The sequence below is a fragment of the Planococcus sp. FY231025 genome, from assembly GCF_052078085.1.
In the GTDB taxonomy this organism is placed as follows: domain Bacteria; phylum Bacillota; class Bacilli; order Bacillales_A; family Planococcaceae; genus Planococcus.
In genome coordinates, this window is the sequence record NZ_JBQJJG010000001.1 from 295,142 (window position 1) to 308,182 (window position 13,041).

Below are 13,041 nucleotides of genomic sequence, written 5' to 3' on the forward strand. Positions count from 1 at the left end.
GAAGAGGCGAGAACCCCATGGACAAAACAACTTTCGAAATAGAGGAAACAACCATCCACGATATCCAGCAGGCTTTCGGAACGGGCGAATTGACATCAGTTGAACTTGTTCAGGCGTTTTTGGACCGCATCGAAATGTACGATAAGAACGGACCGAAAATCAATTCGGTGCTGTCGCTCAATCCAGATGCGCTAAAGATTGCGGAAGAACTGGATAGCATGCGCGGGCAGGACGGGCAAGGGGCTCTTTACGGCATCCCGGTCCTATTGAAAGACAATATCGAAACGACCGACGACATGCCGACGACAGCTGGGGCGATTGCGCTGAAAGACAATTTCGCGCGGGATGATTCGTTCATCGCCGCGCGGCTGCGCCAGGCAGGCGCCATCATCCTCGGCAAAGTGAACATGAGCGAATGGGCGTATTTCATGTCGAAGGACGGTCCGAGCGGCTACAGCGGGCTTGGCGGACAGGTGCACAATCCGTACGGCGTCGACCGCTTTGAGGCAGGCAGTGTCGGCGGCTCGAGTTCCGGTACAGGTGCTGCGATTGCAGCGAACTTCGCAGTGGTCGGCATTGGCACGGAAACCTCGGGTTCGATTTTGAGTCCGGCAAGCTCCACGTCGATTGTCGGCATCAAACCGACGGTCGGTCTGATCAGCCGCGCCGGCATCATTCCGCTCGCGGAAAGCCAGGATACACCGGGGCCGATGGCGCGCACTGTCGCGGACGCGGCGATTACGCTCAGCGCATTGACGGGTGTTGACGAACGCGATTTGGCGACACAAAAAAGCGAAGGCAAATTTTTGGCTGATTACACCCCGCATCTGAAAGCGGACGGCCTGAAAGGCGCCCGCATCGGCGTCGATGTGACGTTCTTGAATGACGCCGAACCGGACGAACGCGCCATCATGGACCAGGCGATGGCAGACATGGAAGCGCTCGGTGCGGTTATCGTCGAAATGACGATCCCGGTTGAGGAATTCCACTCGGATGTGCTGTGGTACGAGTTCAAGCGCGGCATCAATGCCTACTTGAAAGGCCTATCGGATGACGTTCCGGTGAAGTCGCTTGAGGAGCTCATCGAGTTCAACAAAGAGGATCCGGAAGTCCGGATGAAATTCGGCCAGGCCGAACTTGAGAAAACGCAGATGATGAGCGAGGACCCGGCGGATACGACGTATCTGCTGCACCGCGCGACCGACCTGAAGATTTCAGCAGAAAAAGGCATCGACGCGGCGATGGCGGAGCATAATCTGGACGCGCTCCTATTCCAGAACAACCGAGGCGCCGCCATGCCGGCAAAAGCGGGCTATCCGTCGATTACCGTTCCGGGCGGCTACACAGGGACAGGCATGCCGGTCGGCGTGACGTTCAGCGGCCTTGCCTGGAGCGAACCCCGCCTGATCGAACTGGCCTATGCCTATGAGCAGGCAACAAAAAAGCGCAAAGCGCCTGTATTTGAATAAAATATTTGATGACAGCAGCTCTCTATTTTTTGAAGCTGCTGTTTTTATTTGGCCGAGGAAGTGGGGGATGCTCAAAAGTTAGCGTTGAACGCTCATAGCGAACGGCTGAACGCTCATAATCCGTCGCCCCGAGACTGGGCCATGTTCATGAAGTATTACTTGGGGAAAGGAAGACCTTTTTTCCAGGAGAATGACGGGTTTATGGAGGGCGACACAGCGGTTTAGCCGGTTCGGAATAGGGAACTGTATAGGTAACGATTTGGAAAAAGGAGGGGAGACAGGATGGAAAAGAACATCGGTAGGGTCAATGCAATGATGCGCATTTCCGGGGGCTTGACGCTGCTCGCATGGTCGATTGCCAAGATGGCGAAGGAGGAGCCGACTGGCGGCCAAATGTTTTTGGCATTCATGGGCGCACAGAAAGTCGCAGAAGGCGTCACCCGCTATTGTCCGATGACCCAAGCGCTCGGATTACAGAAAAAGAAGGAAAAGCTGAAGCAGATTAACATGCCGATGCAGAAGCCGATTACGATGTAAGAAATAAACACAGAAACCGCTGGCGGAATCAATCGATTCCGCCAGCGGTTTTCTTATGGAATGAAAAGCCCGCATAAGTTTTTTTATTGGCTGAAAAAGTACAACAGCACAATCGCCGCGTAGCACATCGCCCACAGCATCGCGGCGAAACCGGCGTTGTATTTCAAGCTGATCTCAAACGGGCTCCTGCGGCTGAGCGCGGCAAGCAGCAGGTTCAAGCCGGAAAACGGCGAGACGAGCGTTGTCGCCATCCAGCTCGAAAGCAGCCCGAGGCTCAAATAGAAATGGTCGCCGGCAAACAGCGGCGCATCGCTGAGCGTGATGGCGAGAATCGTTGCGGTGATGACCGGATGGAGCCCGAGCAGCGCCGGGATGACCATAAGTGCGAGCATCAACGGAATCAAAAGCAGGACGTTCGTGATGTTCAACGCATTGAGCAAGGTGACGATCCATTCGTCCGCGCCGTTGTTCAGGAGCGCCGTGCCAAATGCGCCGGCGATGATGAACAGCGACAATTCGTTGCCCATGCCGGGAACGCGCGCATCGAAGAACGCTCGGTAATTGCGGAGGAGCTGCTGGCGGGGCGAGAAAAACAGCGACCAGACGAACGACATGATGATGGCGACAAGCGGGATGATTGTCAGGACGGACAGGCCGGTCAAATTCTCGCTGACCATGATGATCGCCGTGATCAAGCCGATGACCCCTGCAAGTTCTGCGACTTTCTGCTTCGCGCGGTGCAGCTCCAAGGCATCCGGCAGCGGCGCGTCCCGCGGAATCGGCTTAGCGGATCTGCGTTCGAGCAGATAGCCGCTCCCCATGATGAGGAACGTCAGCACGATGCCGACCGGGAACAGCTGCAGCCACGTGACGTCAAAATACGCCAGCACCAGGCCGACCGAGATGAAATAAGGGGACCACAGGAATGCCAGGACGAACCCGCGGATCATCGCCTTGACGCGCAGCATCGTATACGGCGCGAACGACGGCGTATCGGTCAGCTGGTAGAGGATCGGGATCGAGCCGATGTTCATGACGCCGCCGATGCTGCCGGCGGTCAAGGTGGAGAATAAATACAGCCCGTCCGTCCGCTTGATGTAATACGAAAAGATGACTTCTATGTACGTCAGGTAATTGCCTTGGCGTATCGGGATCGCAAGGAGCGGCACGAAAATGAAGATCGCAAGAACATTGGCATTCGTCTGCAGGCCGATGAAGAATTCATGCAGGCCTTGGGCGCTCAAATCCATCGCCAGTGCGCCGACGGTAAGGGCGAGGATCAGCACTTTCGGCACCGTCTTCAAGTATGGAAAAAACGACAGCAGCGCAATGAGGGCGAACAGGCTGATAAGAATAGTGGCAAAGGGGAATGGGAAAAAGATGGACACCAAATAGGTCCCACCCATCAAGAGTGTGCTGAGCGGCCGCAGGATCGGTTTCATGGCAGGAACTCCTTCTGTGTTGGTCTCTTCAGTTTGCCAGAAAAAAGGGGAGACGTCTTTTAAAAGGGCTTTTGGTAAATTGTGTGCGTGCCTGGCACGCACGCAATTTACCTCCATACGAAAAACAGGCTGCCGGAAAAATCTTCCGGCAGCCTGTCCAATTTTACCGCACGTGCATTTCGTTCGGGTGCGAACCTTTGCGGCGGTCTTTATTCAACTCGATGATTGCATCCATTTCATCTGTCGACAGCTCGAAATCGAATACTTGGAAATTCTCTTCGATGCGGGAAGGCGTGACGGATTTCGGGATGACGATCGTGTTGTTCTGAAGGTGCCAGCGCAATACGACTTGTGCCGGCGATTTGCCGTGTGATTCGGCGATCCGTTTCACCGTCTCATCCGACAAGACTTCGCCGCCCTGGTCGAGCGGACTCCACGCTTCTATGAAAATGTCGTGCTTCGCGCAGAATTCCTTCAATTCATTCTGTGCCAGGTACGGGTGGCATTCGATTTGATTGAGCACCGGGACCACGTCGCATTCATCGAGCAGGCGCTGAAGGTGTTCGATCTCGAAGTTGCAGACGCCGATCGCCTTGACGCGGCCGTCGTTGTACAGTTTTTCCATCGCCTTGTATGTATCGACGAATTGGTCGAACTCCGGCGTCGGCCAGTGGATCAGGTACAAATCGACATAGTCGAGGCCGAGGCGCTCGAGGCTTTCTTCATAAGCGCGAAGTGTAGCGTCATAGCCCTGATCGCTGTTCCAAACTTTCGTCGTGATGAACAGCTCTTCGCGCGGAACGCCCGCTTCCTTGATCGCTTTCCCTACGCCTTTTTCGTTTTGGTAGATCATCGCCGTATCGATCGACCGGTAGCCCGACTCGATCGCTTTTCGCACCGCATCCGTCGCCTCATCGTCCGGCACCTGCCAAACCCCGAATCCCAGCTGCGGCATTTGAAGACCATTGTTCAATGTGATATATTCCATTTCGCATTTCTCCTTTTTCCTGAAATTTCGTGTGCCTTAGTAAATACCCTTCCTGCGCCGCTCAAAACCCGCACAACTGAATGTAAAAAAGGAAGTAAATATAATCTGATTTTTCTAATATTTTTATATTTTTATCAAGTTTTTATTGTTAAACTGAAGATACAAGAAAAAACGAACGAGAAAAGGGGTAGAGCCATGAAAAATCTTTTTGCGCCAATTGCCATTGTGCTGTCTCTGTTTCTCCTAGTCCCGGTCCAAGCGGCGCCGCCGGATTTGCCCGCGAGCCATACATTTTATGAGGAAATGAATTATCTGATCGACAAAGGCGTCATCGAGGGCGAGGCGGACGGCAGCGTCAAACCCGACCAGCCGGTGACCCGTGCCGAAGCGGCGATTATGATCGCCCGCTTGAAAAGTTTGAGCGGCACCCAGCAGGCGACGCGCTTCAGCGACGTGCCGAAGACTCATTTTGCGAGCGGTTTTATTGCTGAAGCGGTGAAGGCGGGCTACCTGACCGGCTATCCGGACGGGACGTACAAGCCGGATGCGCCAATCATCCGCGGCGACATGGCGATTGTGCTCGCGCGCGTCTTCAACCTTGGCCTCGGTTTCCAGAACGGCTTTAAGGACGTTTCGCCGAACATGATGGCCTATGATTCGGTCAACCTCATCATTGCGGCGAACATCACCGCGGGCTATCCGGACAACACATACCGGCCGAAAGCCCGGGTGACGCGCGGCCAGTTTGCGGCGTTCATCGCGCGCGGCCTCGAGCCGAAGTTCAAGAACGATGCGGCGATTCCAGGTTCCTACATGAAAGACAAGACGAAGACCTATACGTACCGCATGGCTGACGGCACGTCGGCGGTGCACCGCTTTGTCGATGTGCCGGACCGGGATGGACTCGCCTATGGATTTATGTGGACCGTGGAGTACGCTGGTGAAACCGGCGAGTATGCGGAGCTTGAGAACTACCGCTTCATTGCATTCGGCTGGCCGTATTCGGAATACGACATCGCGCTCCCCTACCCGGTCGTTGCAGGCAAGAAGTTTGATACGTTCAACGGCGACGACAGCCAAGTCAATACCATCACCGCAGTCAATAAAACCGTTGCGACCCGCTACAAGACATTCACCAACGCCACGGAAGTGACGACGTATGACGGCACGCGCTATTACATGGTGCCGGGGCAGTCGACGGTCAAGACGATCAACGCATCGGGAACTGTCGTTTTTGAACTGGTCGATGTGAAATGAATTTCAGGAAGCTGCATCCACTGATTGGGTGCAGCTTTTTTGTGTTTTTTGAGGAATCGAATATCAATTCTCAGTATGTATTTGTTTCTAAAAAGTAATTTAAATACATCTTTTAAGTAAAAAAGCGCTGAAAACTGAAAATTATAAATATTTTTATTAATTAAGTCTTTTTATTCACTAAATTTAGTGATAGAATTTATAACCATTAGAAGATATGAATAAAAAGAACTTGTTTTGTTTTACAAAAGGTATTTTTATGATAATTATGATGCATTAACGTGATTTTGTTTTTGGTATTTCTTATGTTTTGGAACAGTCTTATAGCTTACATAAACATGCAACTTATCATCCGTTAGAAATTCAACTGTTGGTAAAAGGAATATTTAGATGAATTGGGATTTGAAAACAGTCGCCACAGACCAGAAGTTTTCAGAAGTGAACAGCCATTAACATTAGAAAAGCAAAACAGAAGCGAGGGGATTAAATGAGAGAAAGCAAAAGTTTGGCAGAGATATTGGCGATTTTGAAAAAATATGCCGGTGTCATCATTACGTTAACTATATTGGCCGTTGTTATTTCAGCTTTAGCTTCTTATTATTTCGTAAACCCGATTTATCAAGCATCAACTCAGATTCTCGTCAACCAGAACCAGCCTGGCACCATCCAGGTGAATAATTACGACAACGAAACAGATCTACGCCTCATCAATACGTATAGTGTCATCATCAAAAGTCCGGTCATTCTGGATCAGGTCATAGAACAGCTGGGGCTCAGGACAACCATTGCTGAATTGAATGAAAAAATCACCGTCAATACTGCTGAAGAGTCGCAAGTGGTCAGCATCACAGTTAGGGATGTAAGTCCGGAAAATGCAGTGAATGTCGCCAATTTCATTGCGGAAATTTTCCAGGAGGAAATAAAGGAAATTATGAATGTTGACAATGTCCGGATCCTCTCGCCAGCGGTGTTGCCTCAAAATCCGATTCCGGTTGAACCACAGCCAATTCTGAACATGCTGCTTGCTGGCCTATTCGGATTAGCTAGTGGCATCTGTTTTGCATTTTTGATGTCATATTTGGATACGACAATCAAGAATGATGAAGACATTGATGGATCGCTCGATATCCCGGTGCTCGGAATCATATCCACGTTCCCAGAAGAAGAAAAGGTGAAGAAACTGCCAGCGTCCGAATTGAAAAGAGAGGGGGTCTAGCCGATGGTGAAAAAAATCAATGCTGCCGACCACGCTGGCAGAAGGCTCATAGCCGGAAATTTGCCGAATTCTTACGTGGCTGAACAGTTTCGGACGCTACGGACTAATATTAATTTTGCTTCTCCAGACCAAAAAATCCGGACGCTGGTCATTACTTCGGCGTCGCCTTATGAAGGAAAGTCCACCGCCGCCGCCAACTTGGCCATCGTCTTTGCGCAAGAAGGAAAAAACGTGCTGTTGATCGACGCTGACATGCGGAAACCGACAATGCATTTCACATTCAAAAAAGACAATACACAAGGCCTTTCGACAGTTTTGTCAAGGCAAGGTGCGCTTGAGACGGCGATTATTCCGACGTCGATCGAGAAGCTCGATTTGCTTCCAAGCGGGCCGGTACCTCCGAATCCGGCAGAACTTCTGTCTTCTTTATTGCTCCAGAGCACAGTGAAACGACTGCAGGAACTGTACGACCTTATCATTTTCGACTCACCTCCGATATTGTCAGTGACCGACGGTCAAATTCTGGCGAATAAATGCGACGGTATAGTCCTCGTTATCAATGCCGGAAAAACGCAGCGCTATAAAGCACAAAAAGCGAAAGAAGCGATAATTGCTTCGAACGGCAAGCTGCTCGGAGCGGTGTTGAACAATTTCAAATTACCGAAGGGCGACCTTACCCAATCTTATTACCAAAACACGCAATGATTTCGCTTTTTCTGGGATGTGATTCTGAACAATCTGTAAAAACTACTTAATTGAAAGTGGTGAGGTTATTGACAGTTTCGAATGAGAGCAAACAAGAAGTGGTGTCTGAAGTATATGATTTTCCAGATGGTTTCGTGGCAGAGGTATATGACTTCCCCCTTAATATAATAGAGCCCTCTGCTGACCATAGATATTTCTTATACAAGAGAATCGTAGATGTCACTTTATCATTGCTGGGAATCCTGCTGCTGATGCCATTATTCCTAGTCGTTTATGTATTAATCAAAGCGGAAGATATGAAAGCTCCTGTGATTTTCAAACAACAGCGTGTTGGTAAGGGAGAAGAACATTTTTATATGTATAAATTCCGCTCAATGGTGGTCGATGCGGAAGCCCTAAGGGATGGACTTAATGGAAGAAATGAATTAGCCGGGCCAGTTTTTAAGATTAAATCAGATCCTCGCATAACAAAAATCGGAAAATTCATTAGAAAAACCAGTATTGACGAATTGCCGCAGTTGTTCAATGTGCTGAAAGGGGAAATGAGTCTGGTCGGTCCGCGCCCGGCGCTTCCTGATGAAGTGGCTCAATATACCGAATCCGAAAAGCGGCGTCTTCAATGCATGCCCGGTCTCACCTGTTATTGGCAAGTGTGCGGAAGAAGCAGTGTCGGATTTGACGAATGGGTGGAGCTGGATGTGAAATACATCAAAGAACAATGCTTATGGGTCGATTTCAAACTGATTATCCGGACAGTGTTCGTGCTGTTCGGTTCAAGAGACGCTTATTGATCAAAGAAGCATTTTATTGGAAATGGGGAGTTGGCGATGGAACCGAGAATCAACGTGCTGATGGTTGGGTCGAATACAAAAGTCAGGGGTGGGATGACGACGGTGGTCCAATCTTTCCTGAATCATCCGTTTTCTCAAAAAATCCACTTGGCCTACATTCCGACCCATTCTGAAAAAGGACGGCTGTACAACTCTTTCTATTTTGCAAAAGGGCTGATTGCCATCATTTATCACCTTATGTCCATCAACACACAGATTCTCCATTTACATATGTCTGATAAAGGGAGCTTCGTCCGGAAATACCTCGTTTTCAAGATAGCGAAAAGTTTCGGAAGAAAAGTGGTTCTCCATATGCACGGCGGGAATTTTCAGGAATTTTACAATCGCATGCCGAGGATGGGTAAGCGGCGAATCAACAAGTTGCTCAGAGAATCTGACAAAGTGATTGCACTCGGGAGCAAGTGGGAAAAAATACTGCATCACATCGAACCGGAAGCAAGCATCAAAGTATTGATGAATGCCGTGCCTCTACCGGTTCTTGATGAATCGATTTTAAAAAGTAATACCTTCTCTATCTTGTTTTTAGCGGTTCTTCACCAGGAGAAAGGCATATTTGATTTGATTGAGGCTTCTGTTGGAGCAATAAAGAAAGCTGAAGAGCACCAGCTCCAACTGGTCTTTGATATCGCGGGAGATGGTCCGCAACTGGAGCAAGCGAAGCAATTGGTGAACAATCATGGAATCAGCTCTTCTTATTGTTTCCATGGGTGGGCGGGACCAGAAGAAAAACAAAAGCTTATGCGGAAAGCGGATCTGTTCGTTCTCCCTTCTTATTTCGAAGGGCTGCCAATGTCCGTGCTGGAAGCGATTAGCTACGGTATACCAGTAGTTTCAACAAATGTCGGAAGCATCGATGAAGCAGTGAAAGAAGGAAAGAATGGATATTTGATTGCACCGAGGGATGTGGAAGCACTAGAAGAACGGCTGAATCGTGCCATCCATCATCCGGCGTTGCAGGAATTCAGGCAAGCCTCCAGGAGTCTGGCAGAAGCATGGTTTGATGAGAAGGAATATTTTCAGCAAATCGAAGAAATGTATGAAGACTTGTACCGTGAAAAGGCGCACCGGCTAGAAAGGGAAATACCAAAGGGGGTGAGGTGATGTCGGCAAAAGATTATCAAAACCTCGGCAACGTCAAGATTTCGGCAGTGGACAAACCGCTCTTGCTCGATGAACTTGTTGATAGGCTTGAAAGGAACATGAAAGCGCGCGTGTACTTTATCAACGCCCATTGCTTCAATATTGCCCAGCAGGATCCCACGTACCGGCAACTGGTCAATGAAGCAGAGTATGTGCTTAATGACGGAATCGGTATTGAACTGGGTGCTAAACTTTTCGGCATCCAGTTAAAGGAAAACCTGAATGGCACAGATTTCACTCCGGAAGTAATGGCGGCGGCCGGCCGGATGGGCAAAAGCGTCTATCTTTTAGGTGGAAAACCGGGAGTTGCCGAAAAAGCCGGAGCTAATATCCGTAGACATAACCCCGGTTTGCGGATTGCAGGCAGTTCGGATGGCTATTTTGATGATTCTGCTGCAATTGTTGCGGAAATCAATAAGGCACGGCCAGATTTGCTGCTCGTCGGTTTAGGGGTCCCGTTGCAGGAAAAATGGATTGCAGAACATTTCGCCAGCCTTGACGCCACGCTTTTTATGGCGGTAGGCGCATTTTTGGACTTCACTTCCGGAAGCATCAAAAGGGCGCCGCCAATTTTCCGGAACCTCCGCGCAGAATGGCTGTTTCGTTTATTGATCGAACCGAAGCGGATGTGGAAACGTTATTTAGTCGGCAATTTCGTGTTTTTCTTTCATGTTTTCAGATTAGCGATATTCCCGGCGATGGCTAAAAAAGTATAAGCCGGCAAAAGGGAAAATGAGGAATCGGAGTGGATGCCCGTGCAGATCATCGATGAGATCAAAAACAGGACTTATAAGAAGAATTTATACGCGACGGATGTGGTTGTCCGTTCTGCACATGCCAGGAACAATTTAGGAGTGGAAAGGAAGATCCGGGAATTCAGCTGCATCGACTCACTCCAAGAGAGCGGGGAGCTGAAAGAGAAAGTGAAAAGCTTTGAGCGCGCAAAAAACATGATTGGTACAAATTGCATCGGCAGAGAATCCCTTTTGTACGGACACATACAAGCACTCTATGAATATGCCGGTCTTTCAATGAATAAACCGCTCGTGCTGCCGAAAATTGAACATGGTGTGAACTTCTCTGAAAGTGCTGTTGAGAAAATGGAAATCTTTTCACATCCTAATCTGGTATTCCAAGGCGCATACAAGAAGCATATGATTCATTCCGTGAATCCGCTAAAACCGGTTTTTTGCATCGGCCCCTACATTCATTATGCAGCAGATTATTACACGGAAGAGCAAATCGAAAGTATAAGGAGGAAAAATGGCAAAACATTATTGGTGTTTCCGACACATAGCTACGAAGCATCTTCGATGGACTATGATCTGTCTGCTTTTGTTGATAACGTTATGGACGGAATCGCGAAGTCCTACAATACTGTTTTAGTCAGCGGCTATTGGCTGAACTTGAACAGCCGAGTCTATGAGCTGTTTGAAAGCCGGGGGGCGAAGATCGTGTCAGCCGGCGCGCGTTTCGATCCGAATTTCCTGAAGCGGTTAAGAACGATGATTCGGTTGGCTGATGCAGTGGCGAGCAACGACATCGGCACCCATATTGGCTATAGCTTGAGTCTTGGCAAATCGTTCGAGAAAATCCCGTCAAAGATTGTAAAAAGGGACAGCAGCCGGCTTACAGCATCAGAAGCGATTCAGATGGATTTTAATGATCGTCAATTCACTGGAGCTTTCGGCAGCGGTCTGGAACCCGACAAATCCCGACAGGACGATTTGTTCCGTAAGTTTTGGGGAGGTTCAGGGTTATTGAAGTCGCCGGAAGAGATGCGCTGCTTGATCGGGCTTGCACAGCACCATTTGGAAATGAGTAAAGGCCACATCAACCGTTACAATGCCAGCATCTTGAAAATATACAATGATTTACAGCAGTCAGACACAGCCAGTCAGGCAATGCAGTTCCGGCTGCTAAGAGATGCACTGGGCGAGAGCACATGGCGGACTAGATAAAGAGGTTTTATGGGGGGAACAGGCATGTTTGGAAAGTTGAGAAGCTTTGGCAAAAACAATTATTTCATAAGCGCGTCCCTCCTGTACGTCCTCGGGACTGTCTTGCTCCAAGGGATTTCTTTTCTCACGACGCCGATCTTCACCCGAATCATGGATACCGTCGATTTCGGGATTACAGCAGTATTTGCGACATGGGTGGCGTTCATTGCTGTTTTTATCGGCTTTCAAGTGAGCGCATCAATTGCGACTGCGCGTGTCCACATGGAAGAACAGCGGTTTGTGGAATATGTACGGAATATAACCTTATTAACCGTCGTGGCTGGCGCCGTTTTCATAGCTGGCGGATTGCTTTTCAAACCTGCGCTCGCAGGATTGCTGAGTCTCGAAGAGCGTCTGATCCCCCATCTGCTGTTGCAATCGTACGGAACTTCTTTAAGCACACTTTACGGCATGTACTTGATCCACACAAAGCAGCCGAAGGTGAAAATCATTTTTGCCGGGGCAGTCTCAATCAGTCTAGTCGTCCTCGGGCTGCTCTTTGTCATCAGCATGGCGGATGACCGCTATCTCGGCCGCATCTGGGCGGGAACAATCGTCAATTTTGCCATCATCGCTTTTGTCCTCTATATATTCCTCTTCAACCAGAAACGGACTGCATTTAAAATCAGCGATTGGTCATTCTGCCTGAAATTAAGCTGGCCGATCATCATTCACTTGGTGGCAACCACGGTCATAGGCCAATCGAGCCGGCTGTTTATCGTCGAGTTCCTCGGCGAGACCGAAGCAGCCGTTTTCACCGTAGCCTTCAGCATCGGCATTATCGGGATGCTGATTGCAGATGCTTTCAACAATGCTTGGTCGCCTTGGTATCTCGACCATACGCGCTCAGGCGACAAAGGCAAAGTGAATCAATATGCCAAACATTATTCGCTTGTCATCAGCAGTGCGTTTGTCATGGTCATGCTGCTGACCCCGGAACTGCTCCGGTTCATGGCGCCTGAACCGTATTGGAATGGAAAATACACTGTGCTGTTGATCACCATCGGCGTATTTTTCCAGTACTTGTACAGATTCCCCCTCGGGTATGAGCAATTTAAAAAGAATATGAAATGGGTCGCTTTTTGCACAATCATCTCTGCTGTGCTGAATTTAGGGTTGAATTACTTGTTGGTGCCGCTGATGGGAATCGAAGGAGCGGCGATTGCAATTTTGATTTCTTATATTGTGCTGTTTTTGCTCCATGAATTTGTCGCCCGTAAAGTCATTGGCGGTTATAACATCAATTTCAGCACATATATTCCGGCAACTGCGATTGCCTTAGGCGCTTTTTTGTTGGCCTACTTGACAGTGGATTATTTCTTTTTCAGAGCGATGGCCGCACTTGGATACGGCACCGTGTTCATGCTGGCGGCATACCGGATCTGGAGCGGGGGAACGGTTCCAAAGCTAATTAAAGATAGAAATGGAGCGGGATGAGA

Annotated in this window: 12 protein-coding genes; 10 read left to right on the forward strand and 2 right to left on the reverse strand. The window is 49.2% G+C overall.

The window, feature by feature from the left end:
- The first annotated feature begins 17 nt into the window (after window positions 1-17).
- Together ACTL32_RS01280 and ACTL32_RS01285 are read left to right on the forward strand one after the other, a co-directional pair.
- Window positions 18-1,469: an amidase family protein gene (locus ACTL32_RS01280; protein WP_441339781.1), complete on the forward strand. Its 1,452-nt coding sequence runs from the start codon at window positions 18-20 to the stop codon at window positions 1,467-1,469.
- A 282-nt stretch (window positions 1,470-1,751) separates the two neighbouring features.
- Entirely contained in the window at window positions 1,752-2,006 is a 255-nt protein-coding gene (locus ACTL32_RS01285; RefSeq protein ID WP_441339782.1) for a YgaP family membrane protein, read from the forward strand.
- Between the two features lie 83 nt (window positions 2,007-2,089).
- Here ACTL32_RS01285 and ACTL32_RS01290 read toward each other — a convergent pair whose 3' ends face one another.
- Together ACTL32_RS01290 and ACTL32_RS01295 are read right to left on the reverse strand one after the other, a co-directional pair.
- Window positions 2,090-3,448, reverse strand: a complete 1,359-nt coding sequence (locus ACTL32_RS01290; RefSeq protein ID WP_441339783.1) for a hypothetical protein — start codon at window positions 3,446-3,448, stop codon at window positions 2,090-2,092.
- A 163-nt stretch (window positions 3,449-3,611) separates the two neighbouring features.
- Window positions 3,612-4,436 carry an aldo/keto reductase gene (locus ACTL32_RS01295; RefSeq protein WP_441339784.1) on the reverse strand — a complete coding sequence of 275 codons (825 nt, stop codon included), beginning with the start codon at window positions 4,434-4,436 and terminating at the stop codon, window positions 3,612-3,614.
- Window positions 4,437-4,631: 195 nt separating this feature from the next.
- Between ACTL32_RS01295 and ACTL32_RS01300 the strand changes: the two genes are divergently transcribed.
- The 8 genes from ACTL32_RS01300 (at window position 4,632) to ACTL32_RS01335 (ending at window position 13,039) form a co-directional block, all read left to right on the forward strand.
- Window positions 4,632-5,693 (forward strand): S-layer homology domain-containing protein, encoded by a 1,062-nt coding sequence (locus ACTL32_RS01300; RefSeq protein ID WP_441339785.1) that lies wholly within the window; start codon window positions 4,632-4,634, stop codon window positions 5,691-5,693.
- A 484-nt stretch (window positions 5,694-6,177) separates the two neighbouring features.
- On the forward strand, window positions 6,178-6,906 hold the full coding sequence (locus ACTL32_RS01305) for a YveK family protein (protein WP_441339786.1): 729 nt from the start codon (window positions 6,178-6,180) through the stop codon (window positions 6,904-6,906).
- A gap of 3 nt (window positions 6,907-6,909) precedes the next feature.
- Complete coding sequence (locus ACTL32_RS01310) at window positions 6,910-7,611, forward strand: CpsD/CapB family tyrosine-protein kinase (RefSeq protein WP_441339787.1); 702 nt, start codon at window positions 6,910-6,912, stop codon at window positions 7,609-7,611.
- A gap of 164 nt (window positions 7,612-7,775) precedes the next feature.
- Window positions 7,776-8,402 (forward strand): sugar transferase, encoded by a 627-nt coding sequence (locus ACTL32_RS01315; RefSeq protein WP_441339946.1) that lies wholly within the window; start codon window positions 7,776-7,778, stop codon window positions 8,400-8,402.
- A 351-nt stretch (window positions 8,403-8,753) separates the two neighbouring features.
- Window positions 8,754-9,563, forward strand: coding sequence for a glycosyltransferase family 4 protein (locus tag ACTL32_RS01320; protein ID WP_441339788.1), 810 nt, complete (start codon window positions 8,754-8,756; stop codon window positions 9,561-9,563).
- Window positions 9,563-10,318, forward strand: a complete 756-nt coding sequence (locus tag ACTL32_RS01325; protein WP_441339789.1) for a WecB/TagA/CpsF family glycosyltransferase — start codon at window positions 9,563-9,565, stop codon at window positions 10,316-10,318. The genes ACTL32_RS01320 and ACTL32_RS01325 overlap by 1 nt, the downstream gene beginning before the upstream one ends.
- Window positions 10,319-10,351: 33 nt before the next feature.
- Window positions 10,352-11,563, forward strand: a complete 1,212-nt coding sequence (locus ACTL32_RS01330; protein ID WP_441339790.1) for a hypothetical protein — start codon at window positions 10,352-10,354, stop codon at window positions 11,561-11,563.
- A gap of 24 nt (window positions 11,564-11,587) precedes the next feature.
- Window positions 11,588-13,039: an oligosaccharide flippase family protein gene (locus ACTL32_RS01335; protein WP_441339791.1), complete on the forward strand. Its 1,452-nt coding sequence runs from the start codon at window positions 11,588-11,590 to the stop codon at window positions 13,037-13,039.
- Window positions 13,040-13,041 lie beyond the last annotated feature (2 nt).

What these genes read in the sequence shown, in the direction of transcription:
- ACTL32_RS01280 (WP_441339781.1), top strand. Translation starts at nt 18, where the DNA reads ATGGACAAAACAACTTTCGAAATAGAGGAAACAACCATCCACGATATC.
- ACTL32_RS01285 (WP_441339782.1), top strand. Translation starts at nt 1,752, where the DNA reads ATGGAAAAGAACATCGGTAGGGTCAATGCAATGATGCGCATTTCCGGG.
- ACTL32_RS01290 (WP_441339783.1), bottom strand. Translation starts at nt 3,448, where the DNA reads ATGAAACCGATCCTGCGGCCGCTCAGCACACTCTTGATGGGTGGGACC.
- ACTL32_RS01295 (WP_441339784.1), bottom strand. Translation starts at nt 4,436, where the DNA reads ATGGAATATATCACATTGAACAATGGTCTTCAAATGCCGCAGCTGGGA.
- ACTL32_RS01300 (WP_441339785.1), top strand. Translation starts at nt 4,632, where the DNA reads ATGAAAAATCTTTTTGCGCCAATTGCCATTGTGCTGTCTCTGTTTCTC.
- ACTL32_RS01305 (WP_441339786.1), top strand. Translation starts at nt 6,178, where the DNA reads ATGAGAGAAAGCAAAAGTTTGGCAGAGATATTGGCGATTTTGAAAAAA.
- ACTL32_RS01310 (WP_441339787.1), top strand. Translation starts at nt 6,910, where the DNA reads ATGGTGAAAAAAATCAATGCTGCCGACCACGCTGGCAGAAGGCTCATA.
- ACTL32_RS01320 (WP_441339788.1), top strand. Translation starts at nt 8,754, where the DNA reads ATGCACGGCGGGAATTTTCAGGAATTTTACAATCGCATGCCGAGGATG.
- ACTL32_RS01325 (WP_441339789.1), top strand. Translation starts at nt 9,563, where the DNA reads ATGTCGGCAAAAGATTATCAAAACCTCGGCAACGTCAAGATTTCGGCA.
- ACTL32_RS01330 (WP_441339790.1), top strand. Translation starts at nt 10,352, where the DNA reads ATGCCCGTGCAGATCATCGATGAGATCAAAAACAGGACTTATAAGAAG.
- ACTL32_RS01335 (WP_441339791.1), top strand. Translation starts at nt 11,588, where the DNA reads ATGTTTGGAAAGTTGAGAAGCTTTGGCAAAAACAATTATTTCATAAGC.